A 14,781-nucleotide genomic window follows, 5' to 3' on the forward strand; every position below is an offset into this window, starting at 1 on the left:
CGGGCGATGATGCCGAAGGCCGAAGCGCAGCCTCACGCAGCGCAGGGAAGGCCGCCGCTGGTCGAGATGCGGCACATCTCGGTCAGCTTCGGCGGCATCCGTGCGGTCGATGATTGCTCGATCGATCTCTATCCCGGCGAGGTGGTCGGCCTGGTCGGCCACAACGCTGCGGGAAAATCCACCCTCATCAAGGTGCTGTCCGGTGCCTACCACGCGGATTCCGGCGAGATCTGGATCGACGGCAAGCGGGCGCCGATCCACAACGCCCGTGACGCCCGCAACTACAACATCGAGACCATCTACCAGACCCTCGCCCTGGCGGACAATCTGGACGCCTGCGCCAACCTGTTCCTCGGGCGCGAGCTGGTGCAGCCCGGTGGCCTGCTCGACGAGGCGGCGATGGAGGACGCCACCCGCAAGGTGATGAAGCGCCTCAACCCGAACTTCGTGAAGTTCCACGCGCCGGTTTCCGTGCTGTCCGGCGGCCAGCGGCAATCGGTGGCCATTGCCAGGGCGGTCCATTTCAACGCCCGCATCCTGATCATGGACGAGCCGACGGCGGCGCTCGGCGTGCAGGAGGCGCGCGGCGTCCATGAGCTGATCCGGCAGCTGCGCAGGGAAGGGCTCGGCATCTTCCTGATCAGCCACGACCTGCATGACGTCTTCGACCTCTCCGACCGGATCAGCGTGATGAAGAACGGCAAGATGGTCGGCACCGTCCACACCAAGGATGTCACCAAGGACGACGTGCTCGGCATGATCATCCTCGGCAAGCTGCCGGCGGGCGCGGTCGCCGGGAACGCCTAGAGCCACATCGGCAGGATCGACGCAGCCAGCAGCAGCGCAAGCGCGATGTTGACCGCGCGCCATTGCCGCTCGGTCGTCAACAGCCGTGCGAGAATCTGACCGCCGCTGCACCAGAGCAGCAGCGATCCGATCGCGGCGGCGCCGAACACGGCCGCCAGCAGCAGGCCGAGCTTCACCGGATCGTCGGCCAGCGCGGTGTTGGCGCCGGCGGCGCCGACCGCCAGAGTCCAGCCCTTAGGATTGCTCCAGAGCAGCAGGAACCCGCCGCCGAACCGGATCGGCCGCTCGCGCGCGGCGCCGTTGTTGTCCGGCGTGCCGCGGCGACCGATGGTCCAGGCCAGCCAGAGCAGATAGGCGCTGCCGATCAGGCGCAGCCAGAGTTGCAACCCCGGCCAGGACATCACCAGCGCGCCGAGCCCGCCCGCGACCACGCCCACCAGCGAAGCCAATCCCGCGGCAATGCCGAACAGCAGAGGCAGGCTGCGCGCCAGACCGAAACGCATCCCGGATGCGGTCGCCAGCGTCGTGGCCCCGCCAGGGGAGGCCGTGGCGATCACCGCGAATGTCGCCAATGACATCCACAGCTCCGACATCACACCTTCGGCGTTTCTCCGGCGAGCACCTGGGCAAGGACCGGCATGTCGATATTGCCGCCGGAGAGGATCACGCCGATGCGGCGGCTCTTCTGCCGGTCGCGTTCCTGGATCAAGCCGGCGAGGGCGGCGGCCCCGGCGCCTTCGGCCATGTTATGCGTCGCCGTGTAATAGAGCCGGATTGCCGCGGCGATCTCGTCCTCGGTCACGCGCAGGATCCGCGCCGCACCCTTGGCCATGATTCCGAGCGCGTCCGGCTGCGGATCGCGACAAGCCAAACCATCCGCGAAGGTGCGCGCGGTCGCGGTCGGCACCGGCTTGCCGGCTTCGAAGGAGAGGGCGACGGCCGGCGCATTCTCCGCGACGACGCCGATGATCTCGGTCGTGAGGCCGAGCAGGTCCCGCGCGGTGATCGCCGCGCAGATCCCGGAGCCCATGCCGATCGGCACATAGAGCGCGTCGAGATCGCGATGCGCGGTGAAGAGCTCCAGCGACGCCGTCGCGACGCCGCGCACCAGGTCGGCATGGAAGGAGGGGACATAGTGATAGCCGCGCTCGCGCTCGATCTCGGCGGCCTTGCCCCGGCTCTCGTCGAAGTCGCGGCCGGAGATTACCACCTCGCCACCCAGGGCCGCCATAGCCGCGTTCTTCTCGACCGAGTTGCCCTCGGGCACCACGAGGACGGCGTGAACACCGAACTTCGATGCGGCCAGGGCCACCGATTGACCGTGATTGCCGCGGGTCGCGGTGACGACGCCCATCGGCAGCTTGCCCGCGCGGCGGAGCGAATCCATGTAGACCAGCCCGCCGCGCACCTTGAACGCGCCGATCGGCGTGTGGTTCTCATGCTTCACCACCACCGTCGCGCCGATCTCCTTGGCTAGCAGGGGCCAGGCGAAGCTCGGCGTCGGCGGCACGGTCTGGCGCACCAGGGCGGCGGCTTCGTTGAGCGCGTCTCGGCTGAACAGGGTCATGCGCGTCCTTCCATCGGGGCGAAGTAGCAGGCGCCGGCCGGCGCCGCTTTCAAGAATCTGACCCAAAGCGCGGCGCTCCGGTAGCGCCGTCGCGACCGCCTCGGCTAGGATCCGGCCATGGACGGTTATCGCAGCTTCGAGCAGCCCGGCCGCTGGCGGGTCGAGCTCCTGCCGAAGAAAGGCTATGAGGCGCGCTACACGGCTGTCGCGCCGGTCATCGGCTTTGCCTTCGACGCCCAGGTCGGCATTCATGCCTTCGGCACCGATCGCCGTAGCGGTTATCGCGCCAGGCCGAACGGTCTCGCCTTCGTGCCGGCGGGCTGCGACGTCTATTCCAGCTCGGAGACCGGCGGCGAATATCTGAAGATCACCGTCGGCGCGGCGACCGCCGCCCCCTGGAGCTGGCTCCGCCGCTTCAGCGACACCATCGATCCGTCGGCGATTGAGACCGCGATCGCGCTGCGGCGGCTGCTGTTGTCAGGTCAGGCCGACGCGCTCGCCTGCGAGCAGCTGGTCCACGACCTGGAAGCGCGGGCCGCGGCGATGCTGAAGCTGAAGCCGGGCAGGGCCGAAGCCTGGATGACGCCGCAGCGCCTCCGCCGCATCGACGCGTTGATCGAGGCGCGGCTAGAAACCCGGCTCACGGTGCAGGACCTCGCCGAGGCGCTCGACCTCTCCGCCGGTTTCTTCACCCGCGCCTTCAAACACGCGACGGGCAAATCTCCGCACGACCACATCATCGACCGGCGGGTCGCCCGCGCGCGCCTGCTGCTGCGCGACCGGAACCTCGGGCTGGCCGCGATCGCCCTGGCTTCCGGGTTTGCCTCGCATGCGCATATGACGGCGACGTTTCGCAGCCGGCTCGGCATTTCCCCGCAAGCTCTGCGCTAATTATTTTGTGTGTAGCAGCGCGGCGATTCTCGTGAATGCTGCAAATCGAGCCGCTTGCACCAGCAAGCTGATCTGGGTTCTTAATCCCAGAATCAGGCATTGGTAACGCAAATTTAAGAGCCCTCGCGTAGGATAATTCTCACAATACCTCGAGAATCCCGCTGCGCCGCCTGGTAACCCCTGCTTGGCCCCGCAGCTTGGCGAAGTCCCCAGAGCGCTTGCCTCCCAAGGCGGCGCTCGGCACCGCCGGCCATCCCCCGCCTCTCCCCAAGGCGCGGACCCATTGGCCGGCGGTTCCCCTTTTCAGGATCCCACATCACCGCCGCGATACTTTTTGCTGCAGTGCATTGATGTGTTTTGACTTGCGTACCTCAGCCGAGGTTTGCAGAGTGTCGGCCATGATCGAACGGCCGATGCGGATGACCTTGTCGGATGTGGCGCGCGAGGCGGGGGTGAGCCTCGCCACCGTCGATCGCGTCATCAACCGGCGGCCCGGCGTCTCCTCGCGCTCGGTCTATGCGGTCGAACAGAGCCTGGAAAAGCTCGGCTATCGCCCCGATCCCATCGCCGCCAAGCTGGCGCGCCGCTCGGCGCAGCGATTCTGCTTCGTGCTGCCGGCCGGCAACAACACCTTCATGCGTCTCCTGGCGGAGCAGGTGGAGGCGGCCCGCAGCTGGCTCGCCAACCAGCGCGCCGTCGCTGACGTAATCTGGACCGACGTCTTCGACCCCGCTGCTCTGGCAAAGACCCTCGACGGCATCGACGACTCCTATGAAGGCGTCGCGGTGGTGGCGCTCGATCATCCGATGGTGCGCCAGGCGATCGACGATCTCGACGCCCGCGACATCGAGGTGGTGACCCTGGTCTCCGACGCGCCGGGCTCGAAGCGCGCGCATTTCGTCGGCATCGACAATTCCGCGGCCGGTCGCACCGCTGCGACTTTGCTCGGCCGCTTCGCCGGCGGGCGCCAGGGCCCGGTCGCGATCCTCGCCGGCAGCCTCTCGCTCCGGGACCATGCCGAGCGCATCTACGGCTTCCAGCAGGTGCTCGCCGCCGATTATCCGCAGCTCACCGCGCTCGGGGTGCGCGAGGGCCGCGACGAAGGCGAGCGCGCCCGCGCGGTGGTCGAGGCCTTGCTCGCCGAGCATTCGGGCCTGGTCGGAATCTACAATGCCGGCGCCGGCAATCGCGGCATCGCCGAGGCGCTGGAGACGGCCGGCCGCGCCCGCGACGTCATCTTCGTCGGCCATGAACTGACGCCGCATTCCCGGCGTTTCCTGATGCGCGGCACCATGGATGCGGTGATCAACCAGGACCCCGGCCACGAGGCGCGTTCCGCCGCCCGCGTGCTGATGGCCCTGGGCTCGAAACAAGCGATCGTTCCCGACCAGGAGCGCATCCGGATCGATATCTTCGTGCGGGACAATCTGCCATAAATTCGAAGCCGCATCGGCCGCGGCGAAACAAAAAAGACTGGCCGAGCAGGGGAGGGCTTAAGCGTTGTTCATCGGCATCGATCTCGGCACATCGTCGGTCAAGTCCATCCTGGTCGACGGCAACGATACGGTGATCGCGAGCGCGAGCGCGCCGCTCGAAGTCTCGCGCCCGCACGCCACTTGGTCGGAGCAGAATCCCGCCGACTGGTGGACCGCGACGCTGAAAACGCTCGACGAGATCAAGGCCAAGCATCCTGCGGAGATGGCCGCGGTCCAGGGCATCGGCCTTTCCGGTCAGCAGCACGGCGCGACCCTCCTCGATAAGAACGGCAACCCGCTGCGGCCCTGTATCCTCTGGAACGATGGCCGGTCCGAGCAGGAATGCATCGAGATCGCCAAGCAATGGCCGGAAATCTCCAAGCTCACCGGCAATCCAGCGATGCCGGGCTTCACCGGCCCGAAGCTGCTCTGGGTGCGCCGCCACGAGCCCGAGATCTTCAAGCAGGTCGCCACCGTCCTGCTGCCCAAGGCCTATCTCCGTTATCTCTTGAGCGGCGAGATGGTCGAGGATATGTCGGACGCCTCCGGCACGCTCTGGCTCGATGTCGCCAAGCGCGACTGGTCGGAGGAGCTGCTGGCGGGGCAGCACATGTCCAGGAAGCAGATGCCGCGGCTGGTCGAAGGCAGCGCGGTCTCCGCCACCTTGAAGCCCGAGCTGGCACAGCGTTGGGGCATGGCGAAGCCACCGGTGATCGCCGGCGGTGGCGGCGACAATGCGGCCGCCGCGGTCGGGCTCGGCGCGATCCATCCCGGCGATGCCTCGGTCTCGCTCGGCACCTCGGGCGTGCTCTGGGCGACCACCGCCGGCTTCGCGCCGAACAGGAACCTGCCGATCCATGCCTTCTGTCACGCGATCCCGAACACCTGGCATCAGATGGGCGTCATCCTCTCGGCCGCGTCGGCGCTCACCTGGTGGGCGCATGCGGCGAAGAGCACGGAGAAGGAACTGGTCGCCGAGCTCGGCAGCGATGTGCAGGCGCCGAGCCCGCTGCTCTTCATGCCCTATCTCTCGGGCGAGCGCACGCCGCACAATGATCCCAACATCCGCGGCGCTTTCTATGGCATCTCGCACGACACGACGCGCGCCCACCTGACTCAGGCGGTGCTTGAAGGCGTCGCTTTCGCCTTCCGGGATTGCCTGGTCGCCTTGACCGAAGCCGGTACCCGCATCAAGGCGGCCGATGCGATCGGCGGCGGCTCGCAGTCGCGGCTCTGGGTCGCGATCATGGCCAATGTGCTCGGCCTGCCGTTGAGCCGTCTTGCCGGCGGCGAACAGGGCGGCGCGTTCGGCGCCGCGCGTTTGGGCCGCATGGCCGCGACCGGCGAGAACCCATCCGTCGTCTGCAAGGCTCCGAAGCGCGTCGAGACCATCGCGCCGATACCGACTCTGGTCCAGCAATACGACGACACCTATCGCCGCTATCGTTCTCTCTACCCCGCACTGAAGGGAGCTTTCTCATGAACGCGCCGATCTCCAAGTTCTTCCCGATCTCCGACCCGATTCCATTCAAGGGCAAGGACTCCCGGGACCCGCTCACCTTCAAATGGTATGACCCCGACGCCAAGGTACTCGGCAAGCGCATGGAGGATCACCTGCGCTTCGCGGTCTGCTACTGGCATTCCTTCTGCTGGCAGGGCAACGATCCCTTCGGCGGTCAGAGCTTCGAGCGCCCCTGGTTCGGGGATGGCGACGCGATGCAGATGGCGAAGATGAAGGCAGACGTCGCCTTCGAGATGTTCCGCCTGCTGCGCGTGCCTTTCTTCTGCTTCCACGATCGCGACGTCGCGCCGGAAGGGGCGAGCTTCGCCGAATCCAATCGCAATCTCCGCACCATCATCGATGTCTTCCATCGGAAGATGGAAGAGACCAAGGTGAAGCTGCTCTGGGGCACCGCGAACCTGTTCTCGCATCGCCGCTACATGGCCGGCGCCGCCACCAACCCCAATCCGGAAGTCTTCGCCTGGGCCGCGGCGCAGGTGAAGAACGTGCTGGAAGCTACCCATGAATTGGGCGGCGCCAACTACGTGCTCTGGGGCGGACGCGAGGGCTATGAGACCCTGCTGAACACGGATCTCAAGCGCGAGCTCGACCAGATCGGCCGCTTCATGAACATGGTAGTCGAGCACAAGCACAAGATCGGCTTCAAGGGCACGATCCTGATCGAGCCAAAGCCGCGCGAGCCGACCAAGCACCAGTATGATTTCGACACCGCCTCGGTGTTCGGCTTCCTCAAGGCCTATGGCCTCGAGAAGGAAATCAAGGTCAACATCGAGAACAACCACGCGACCCTGGCCGGCCACAGCTTCGAACACGAGATCGCGCTGGCGGTCGCGCTCGGTATCTTCGGGTCGCTCGACATGAACCGCGGCGATCCGCAACTCGGCTGGGACACCGACCAGTTCCCGAACAACATCCCGGAAACGGCGCTGGCGCTCTATTACATCCTGCAGGCGGGCGGTTTCACCACTGGCGGCCTCAACTTCGACGCCAAGATCCGCCGCCAGTCGCTGGATCCCGCCGACCTGCTCTACGGCCATGCCGGCGCGATGGATGTCTGCGCCCGCGCTTTGACCATCGCCGGCCGCATGATCGAGGACGGCGCGCTCGACAAGCACGTCAAGGACCGATACGCCGAGTGGGACAGCGCCGAGGGCAAGGCGATCCTCGCCGGCAAGGTCTCGCTTGCCGACCTCGCCAAGAAGGTCGAGGGCAGCAACAGCGACCCGAAGCCGCGCTCGGGCCGTCAGGAGTATCTGGAGAATCTCGTCAACAGCTATCTGTAACCGCAGACGCCGCCGTCATCCCGGCACTTAGGTGCCGGGATCCACGCCTTGGCTGGCGCACGATGGAAAGCGTGGATGCCGGGACCAAGTCCCGGCATGACGACCGAGTAGAACGAGCCCTTAAGGGCGAAAGGGGAGGAACACGACCATGGCACTCAGCAACATCAAAGGCCCGGCGATCTTTCTGGCGCAGTTCGCCGCCGACACCGCGCCGCACAACACCTGGGACAGCATCACCAAATGGGCCGCGGGGCATGGCTTCGTCGGCGTCCAGGTGCCGACCTGGGATGGACGGCTGTTCGACCTGAAGAAGGCTGCGGCGTCGAAGGATTATTGCGACGAATTGAAAGGCATCGCCAAGAAGAACGGCATCCAGATCACCGAGCTCTCGACCCATCTTCAGGGCCAGCTGGTGGCGACGCATCCGGCCTATGACGAGCAGTTCGACGGCTTCGCCCCGAAGGAGATGCGCGGCAACCCGAAGAAGCGCCAGGCCTGGGCGGTCGATCAGGTGATGCTCGCGGCCAAGGCCTCGAAGAATCTGGGCTTGAAGGCCAGCGTCACCTTCTCCGGCGCGCTCGCCTGGCCCTTCATCTATCCGTTTCCGCAGCGGCCGGCCGGCCTAGTCGAGACCGCCTTCGATGAGCTGGCGCGGCGCTGGAAGCCGATCCTCGACGCCTATGACAAGGTCGGCGTCGATCTCTGCTACGAGGTCCATCCCAGCGAGGACCTCTATGACGGCGCCACCTTCGAGATGTTCCTCGACAAGGTGAAGGGCCATAAGCGCTGCAACATCCTCTACGACCCCTCGCATTTCGTGCTGCAGCAGCTCGACTATCTTGAATACATCGACCTCTATCACGACCGCATCAAGATGTTTCACGTGAAGGACGCGGAGTTCAACAAGAGCGGCCGCACCGGCGTCTATGGCGGCTACCAGCCCTGGATCAACCGCGCCGGGCGCTTCCGCTCGGTCGGCGACGGCCAGGTCGATTTCAAGAGCATCTTCTCCAAACTCGCGCAGTACGGCTACAAGGGCTGGGCGGTGCTGGAATGGGAATGCTGCATCAAGCACCCGGAGGACGGGGCGCGTGAAGGCGCCAAGTTCATCAAGGACCAGATCATCCACGTGACCGAGAAGGCCTTCGACGATTTCGCCGCCGCCGGCGTCGATGAGAAGGCCAATCGCCGGGCACTGGGTCTCGCGTAGGGGGGAGCGACATGGCCATCGAGGGCAGGCGCGATTCAGCGCTCGGCAAGATCAAGTACGGCATGGTCGGCGGCGGTGAGGGCGCCTTCATCGGCGCCGTGCACCGTCTGGCTGCGCGGATGGACGATCACTACGAGCTGGTGGCGGGGGCGCTTTCCTCCTCGCCGGAGAAGGCGATCCGCTCTGCCAGGGCGCTCGGTATCGCCGCCGACCGCTCTTACGGCGATTACCAGGCGATGGCTTCGGCCGAGAAGGCGCGCAAGGACGGGATCGAGGCGGTCGCTATCGTGACGCCGAACCATGTCCACGTCCCGGCGGCGCGCGCCTTCCTGAAGGCCGGCATCCATGTCATTTGCGACAAGCCGCTTTCGACCAACCTCAAGGATGCGCTGGCGCTCGAGAAGCTGGTGAAGTCGAGCGGCCTGGTCTTCTGCCTGACGCATAACTACACCGGCTACCCGATGGTGCGACATGCGCGGCAGATGGTTCAGGACGGCGACTTGGGCGAGATCCGCATCGTGCAGGCGGAATATCCACAGGACTGGCTGACCAACCCGATCGAGAAAACCGGGCAGAAGCAGGCTGCCTGGCGCACCGATCCCAAGCAGTCCGGCGGCGGCGCGATCGGCGACATCGGCACCCATGCGCATAATCTTGCGGCCTTCGTCTCCGGCCTCGAGCTGGATTCCGTGCTCTCCGACGTCGACACCTTCGTCAAAGGCCGCAAGGTCGATGACAACGTCAATGTGCTGCTGCGCTACAAGGGCGGCGCCAAAGGCATGCTCTGGGCGAGCCAAGTCGCCGTCGGCAACGAGAACAATGTCAAGGTGCGGGTCTACGGCACCAAAGGCGGCCTCGAATGGCACCAGGAGCACCCGAACCACCTGCACTGGTTCCCGTTCGGCCAGGCGCCTCAGCTCTTGACCCGCGGCTCGCCCTCGGCCAATGCCTCGGCCGGCCGCGTCACCCGCGTCCCGCCGGGACACCCCGAGGGCTATCTCGAGGGCTTCGCCAATATCTACACCGAAGCCGCCCATGCGATCCGCGCCGCACGGTCTAAGAAGAAGCCCGACAAGACGGTCATCTTCCCGACCATCAACGACGGCGTGAAAGGCATGGCCTTCATCGAGGCGGTGCTGAAGTCTTCTGCCAAGGGCGGGAAGTGGGTTAAGCTGGGGGCCTGACCCCCCTCATCGTCATCAGCGGGGATGACGGGTTGGTAAGTGAAGGAGAGCAGGCATGAAGCTCGATCACTACACGCTGCGGACCCGAAAGCCCGAGGAGACGGTGCGCTTCTACACCGAATACCTCGGCTTGAAGGAAGGCTGGCGGCCGGGGTTCAACTTCCCCGGTCATTGGCTCTATATCGGCGACGTGCCGACAGTGCATATCGTCACCATCACCGACGACGAGTCCGCCTTGCGCGGCTATGTCGGCGAGCGCAAGGACGGGCCGGGCTCCGGCTCGATCGATCACATCGCCTTCCGCTGCGTCGGGCTGGCCGAATACCAGCAGCGCCTGCTCGGCTTCGGCATCAAGTTCCGCGAGCGGGTGGTGCCGAATCTGGAGCAACACCAGCTCTTCATCGAGGACCCGAACGGCGTCCATATCGAGCTCGTCTTCAACGCCGCCGAAAGCACCGGCATCAAAGGTGAGCAGATGGCACAGTCGAAGATGAAGGCGGACTCCAACGCGGCGGAGTAGACCGCTGATAACAAATCACTAAACAAAATTGCTGCGACTGCGAAAAAAGCCTGCGGATTTCGCGCGCTTGCGGTGTTTAGTGATTTGGTGTTTACTAAACAAAAATCAGAATAAGCGTAGGGGAGCGCGCCGCGGATGAAGATCGGTTTCAATCTTCTGCTCTGGACCATCAACGTCGAGGACCGGCATATGCCGATCCTCGAGGACCTGAAGAAGACAGGCTATGACGGCGTCGAGGTGCCGGTGTTCGGCGGCGATCCCGCTCAGTTCAAAATGCTCGGCCAGCGCCTTTCGGACATGGGCCTGGAGCGGACCGCGGTCTCCGCCCTGACCAGCACTGAGGTCAATCCCCTGGATGCCGATGCGGCGGTTCGGGCCAAGGCGGTCGATTTCATGAAAGGCGTGCTCGACGGTTGTGCGGCGCTCGGTGCGTCGCGGGTCGTCGGCCCGATGCACTCGGTGCTCGGACATTTCAGCGGCAGCGGTCCCACTGCGGACGAGAAGAAGCGCTGCGTCGACTTCTGCCGGACGGTCGGCGAGCATGCCAAGTCGGTCGGCGTCGTCGTCAACCTCGAGGCGCTCAACCGCTTCGAATGCTATTTCGTGAACACGATGGCGGATCTCGAGGCCCATGTGGAGCGGGTCGGGCATCCCTTCATCCGCGGCATGTATGACAGCTTCCATTGCAACATCGAGGAGAAGGACCCGATCGACGCCATCGCGAAACACGTGAAGGCGATCGACCACGTCCATATCTCCGAGAACGACCGCGGCACGCCGGGGCGGGGGCATATCGACTTCGCCGCCACCTTCAAGGCGCTGAAGGCGGTGAAGTACGACGGCTGGCTCACCATCGAGGCGTTTGGCCGCGGCCTGGTGGAGCTGGCCGCCGCGACCAAGGTCTGGCGCGATTTCTTCCCCGATCCCAAGCAGGTCTATCAGGAGGGCTTTACCGTGATCCGCGACGGCTGGGCGAAAGCATGACACCCGCGCAGCTGAAACGCCTGATCGAAACCCTGGCGCAGGCCGTCATCGCCGAGACCGACCGGCTGACCGCGCTCGACCAGGCGATCGGCGACGGCGATCACGGCCTCAACATGAAGCGCGGCTTCGAGGCGGTGCTGGCCGATCTCGACGGGCTCGCCCGCAAGCCCCTGCCGGACGCGATCAAGGCGGTGGGCACGCATCTGGTGATGAAGGTCGGCGGCGCCTCGGGCCCGCTTTACGGCACTCTGTTCCTCACCATCGGCAAGGAGCTGCCGGCGGCGCCGGGCCTGGCCGACTTCGCCAAGGCGTTCGCCACCGCCTTCGCAGCGGTGAAGGCGCGCGGCAAGTCCGATCGCGGCCAGAAGACCATGCTCGACGTGCTGGGGCCGGTCAGCGATGCACTGGCCGGCGCTGCGGCGGATCCGCAGCTCGGCGACCGGCTCAAGCGCGTGGCGACCGAGGCGGCCGAGGCGACCGTCAACATGAAGGCGATCCGCGGCCGCGCCTCGTTCCTCGGTGACCGTTCGATCGGACATATGGATCCCGGCGCATGTTCCTCGGCGCTGATGATCGCCGCCGTCGTCGATTTCCTGGAGACAGCATGAGCAGCAATGTCGGCATCGTGATCGTTTCCCACTCGCCCAAGGTGGCGGAGGGCGCCGCCGACATGGTGCGGCAGATGGTGGGCGCGGAGGTTCCCGTCGCCTGGACGGGCGGCAATCCCGACGGCGGCCTGGGCACCAGCGTGCCTTCGATCATCGCGGCGATCGACCAGGCCTGGTCGGAATCCGGCGTCGCGATCCTGGTCGATCTCGGCGGCGCCGAGACCAACAGTGAGATGGCGGTGGAGATGCTCGACGCTGAGAAGCAGGCGAAGGTCGTGATCTGCAACGCCCCGATCGTCGAGGGCGCGGTGATCGCCGCCGCCGAGGCCGCGAGCGGGGCACCGCTCGATCTCGTGAAGAAGACCGCCGAGGAGCTGTCGCCGCAATGAGTGAAGCAAACGGCAGCACGCTGCTCACGCATTCAGCCGGTCTGCACGCGCGGCCGACCTTGAAGCTCGCCATGCTGGCCAAGACCTTCGCGGCGAAGATCGAGATTGCCGCCAAGCCGGAAGGTCCCTGGATCGATGCCAAGAGCGTCGTGAGGGTGATGGCGATGAAGGTGCCGAAGGGTGCGACGCTCCACCTCCGCGCCAGCGGCGACAAGGCGCGGGAAGCCGTCGCGGCGATCCTGGCTCTGGTCGATCGTGACTTTGATGAAGGCTCTGAGAGAGAGGAGAAGGCTGCCAATGCCTGAGATCCGCTGCTCCGGTCGAACCGCGTCTCCCGGCGTTGCCATCGGCACGCTCTTCGTCCTTGAGGCCGCGATCCACAGGGTCCGCGGCATCGGCACGGCGACGGAAGAAAGCGGCGCGCTGGACGACGCGATCGAGGCGGCGAAGGCGGAAATCGCCGCGCTGATCACCCAGACCGAAGGCGAGGCGGCGGAGATCCTGACCTTCCAGGTCGCGATGCTGGAAGACGAAGCGCTGACGGCGCCGGCGCGGGCCGAGATCGCCGGCGGCAGCCCCGCGGACCTCGCCTGGCGCCAGGCCCTGGATGCGCAGATCGCCGACTATGCCGCGGCGGATGACGAATACTTCCGGGCGCGGGCCGGCGACCTGGTCGATATCCGCGACCGGGTGTTGCAGCATCTGTCCGGGGCGCAGGTGCAGGCCTTGCCGCAGGGCGCCGTCATTGCGGCCGACGACATGACGCCCTCTCGCTTCCTCGGCCACGACTGGCGCAATGGCGGCGCGATTGCGCTTTCGAAGGGGAGCCCCTCGAGCCATGTCGCCATGCTGGCGCGGGCACGGCATGTGCCGATGGTGGTGGGCTTGGGTTTCGATACCGCGAAGCTCAAAGCCGGCGCCCCGGCGATCGTCGATGGTGCGGCGGGCCTCATCATCCTCGATCCTGAGCTGGAATCCCGCAAGCAGGCGAGCAGCCGCATCGCCAATGCGGCACGCGCCGAGGCGGAAGCGCAGCATTTCCTGAAGCGGCCGGCGGTCACGCGCGACGGCACGGCGGTCGCGGTCTTCATCAACGTGGCATCGCCGGAGGAATTGAACGGTCTCGATCCCGCGATCTGCGACGGGATCGGTTTGGTGCGCACCGAGTTGCTGTTTCACGCTTCGGGTGGGCTGCCGGACGAGGGGCATCAATTTGCGGCCTACCAGCGCATCCTGGAATGGGCCGCGGGCCGGCCTGTCATCGTGCGCACGCTCGATGCCGGCGGCGACAAGCCGATTCCGGGCCTCACGGTGGAGGAGACCAACCCCTTCCTCGGTCTTCGTGGCCTGCGGCTCTCGCTGCAGCGGCCCGAAGTATTTCGCACCCAGCTCCGTGCGCTCTGCCGCGCGGCGGTCGCTGGTGAACTCAAGATCATGCTGCCGATGGTGACCGTCCCGGCGGAGCTGGAGCAGGCGCGCGGGCACCTTGATGCGGTCGTCGCCGAACTGGCCAAGGCGGGTGTCGCACACAAGCGGCCGCCGCTCGGCATCATGGTCGAGGTGCCGAGCGTCGCGGTGATGCCGGAGCGCTTCGATGCGGATTTCTTCTCGATCGGCTCCAACGATCTCACGCAATACGTCATGGCTGCCGCGCGCGATTTGAGCTCGGTCGCGCATCTCGCCGACACCGCGGATCCGGCGGTATTGCATCTGATCGAGCGCGTGGTGGATCACGGCGTCTGCCAGGGCGTCGAGGTCAGTCTCTGCGGCGATGCCGCCTCCGACCCGGCGTTGGTGCCACATCTCCTGAAGAGCGGCTTGCGCAAGCTTTCGGCGGCACCGGGCGCGGTCGGGCGGGTCAAGGCCGCGATCGCGGGCTTCGAGCTCTGATGGTGATCGTGGTCGAGCAGCGCGAGAACGCGGTCGCCGAATACAAGCGTATTCTGGCCAAGGTGCTGGAGAACCGTCCCTCGGGGACGCGGCAGCGGCTGGCGGTGGCGCTTGGCAAGAACCGCAGCTTCATCTCGCAGATCGCCAACCCGAGCTACGCGACGCCGATCCCGGCGCAGCACTTGGAGACCATCTTCGAGATCTGCCTGTTTCCCGCGACCGAGCGGCACGCTTTCCTCGATGCCTATGGCCGCGCCCATCCCGGCAAGGTCGAGCGCCGGCGGCAGCGCAAGGACCACCGCATGCGGCCGGTGACCGTCTACGTGCCGGATCTCGATGACGAGGCGAAGAACCAGGCGCTCGACCGGCTGCTGGCCGATCTCGCAGCGCGGATTGGAAAACTGACCGAAGATTAGAACGTCGCGTCATTGCCGGGCTTGCCCCGGCAATC

16 protein-coding genes are annotated in these 14,781 nt (G+C 66.0%); 14 read left to right on the plus strand and 2 right to left on the minus strand.

Translation table 11 applies throughout. The features are described from left to right. Window positions 1–6: 6 nt before the first annotated feature. Window positions 7–807 carry an ATP-binding cassette domain-containing protein gene (locus ACYQ4T_RS20265; RefSeq protein ID WP_459858116.1) on the plus strand — a complete coding sequence of 267 codons (801 nt, stop codon included), beginning with the start codon at window positions 7–9 and terminating at the stop codon, window positions 805–807. On the opposite strand, the gene ACYQ4T_RS20270 is transcribed toward ACYQ4T_RS20265, so the two are convergent. Both ACYQ4T_RS20270 and ACYQ4T_RS20275 read right to left on the minus strand, forming a co-directional pair. After that, window positions 804–1,385 (minus strand): LysE family translocator, encoded by a 582-nt coding sequence (locus ACYQ4T_RS20270; protein ID WP_459858119.1) that lies wholly within the window; start codon window positions 1,383–1,385, stop codon window positions 804–806. The two genes, ACYQ4T_RS20265 and ACYQ4T_RS20270, sit on opposite strands and share 4 nt — an antisense overlap. Window positions 1,386–1,399: 14 nt before the next feature. Continuing rightward, complete coding sequence (locus ACYQ4T_RS20275) at window positions 1,400–2,374, minus strand: threonine dehydratase (protein WP_459858122.1); 975 nt, start codon at window positions 2,372–2,374, stop codon at window positions 1,400–1,402. A 117-nt stretch (window positions 2,375–2,491) separates the two neighbouring features. On the opposite strand from ACYQ4T_RS20275, the gene ACYQ4T_RS20280 reads away from it, so the two are divergent. From ACYQ4T_RS20280 to ACYQ4T_RS20340, 13 genes are all read left to right on the plus strand, one after another. Then, window positions 2,492–3,265, plus strand: a complete 774-nt coding sequence (locus ACYQ4T_RS20280; protein ID WP_459858124.1) for a helix-turn-helix domain-containing protein — start codon at window positions 2,492–2,494, stop codon at window positions 3,263–3,265. Window positions 3,266–3,663: 398 nt separating this feature from the next. Beyond that, entirely contained in the window at window positions 3,664–4,701 is a 1,038-nt protein-coding gene (locus tag ACYQ4T_RS20285; protein ID WP_459858126.1) for a LacI family DNA-binding transcriptional regulator, read from the plus strand. Window positions 4,702–4,765: 64 nt separating this feature from the next. After that, window positions 4,766–6,223: a xylulokinase gene (xylB, locus tag ACYQ4T_RS20290; protein WP_459858129.1), complete on the plus strand. Its 1,458-nt coding sequence runs from the start codon at window positions 4,766–4,768 to the stop codon at window positions 6,221–6,223. Further along, window positions 6,220–7,545, plus strand: a complete 1,326-nt coding sequence (gene xylA / locus ACYQ4T_RS20295) for a xylose isomerase (protein ID WP_459858132.1) — start codon at window positions 6,220–6,222, stop codon at window positions 7,543–7,545. Before xylB ends, xylA begins: the two co-directional genes overlap by 4 nt. A 148-nt stretch (window positions 7,546–7,693) precedes the next feature. Next, window positions 7,694–8,755, plus strand: coding sequence for a sugar phosphate isomerase/epimerase family protein (locus tag ACYQ4T_RS20300; RefSeq protein WP_459858134.1), 1,062 nt, complete (start codon window positions 7,694–7,696; stop codon window positions 8,753–8,755). Between the two features lie 11 nt (window positions 8,756–8,766). Continuing rightward, window positions 8,767–9,939: a Gfo/Idh/MocA family protein gene (locus ACYQ4T_RS20305; protein WP_459858136.1), complete on the plus strand. Its 1,173-nt coding sequence runs from the start codon at window positions 8,767–8,769 to the stop codon at window positions 9,937–9,939. Window positions 9,940–9,994: 55 nt separating this feature from the next. After that, window positions 9,995–10,459: a VOC family protein gene (locus ACYQ4T_RS20310; protein ID WP_459858139.1), complete on the plus strand. Its 465-nt coding sequence runs from the start codon at window positions 9,995–9,997 to the stop codon at window positions 10,457–10,459. 135 nt (window positions 10,460–10,594) lie between these two features. Further along, a complete protein-coding gene (locus ACYQ4T_RS20315; protein WP_459858142.1) occupies window positions 10,595–11,443 on the plus strand; it encodes a sugar phosphate isomerase/epimerase family protein in 849 nt (282 codons plus the stop codon). Next, window positions 11,440–12,051 (plus strand): dihydroxyacetone kinase subunit DhaL, encoded by a 612-nt coding sequence (dhaL, locus tag ACYQ4T_RS20320; RefSeq protein WP_459858144.1) that lies wholly within the window; start codon window positions 11,440–11,442, stop codon window positions 12,049–12,051. Before ACYQ4T_RS20315 ends, dhaL begins: the two co-directional genes overlap by 4 nt. Further along, the gene (gene dhaM, locus ACYQ4T_RS20325; protein WP_459858146.1) at window positions 12,048–12,440 is read left to right on the plus strand and encodes a dihydroxyacetone kinase phosphoryl donor subunit DhaM; all 393 of its coding nucleotides are present in this window, start codon (window positions 12,048–12,050) and stop codon (window positions 12,438–12,440) included. The genes dhaL and dhaM overlap by 4 nt, the downstream gene beginning before the upstream one ends. Beyond that, window positions 12,437–12,745 (plus strand): HPr family phosphocarrier protein, encoded by a 309-nt coding sequence (locus ACYQ4T_RS20330; RefSeq protein WP_459858149.1) that lies wholly within the window; start codon window positions 12,437–12,439, stop codon window positions 12,743–12,745. The genes dhaM and ACYQ4T_RS20330 overlap by 4 nt, the downstream gene beginning before the upstream one ends. After that, a complete protein-coding gene (ptsP, locus tag ACYQ4T_RS20335) occupies window positions 12,738–14,330 on the plus strand; it encodes a phosphoenolpyruvate--protein phosphotransferase (RefSeq protein ID WP_459858151.1) in 1,593 nt (530 codons plus the stop codon). Before ACYQ4T_RS20330 ends, ptsP begins: the two co-directional genes overlap by 8 nt. Further along, window positions 14,330–14,746 carry a hypothetical protein gene (locus ACYQ4T_RS20340; RefSeq protein ID WP_459858153.1) on the plus strand — a complete coding sequence of 139 codons (417 nt, stop codon included), beginning with the start codon at window positions 14,330–14,332 and terminating at the stop codon, window positions 14,744–14,746. The genes ptsP and ACYQ4T_RS20340 overlap by 1 nt, the downstream gene beginning before the upstream one ends. Window positions 14,747–14,781: the final 35 nt, after the last annotated feature.

The organism is Dongia sp. agr-C8 (assembly GCF_054658695.1).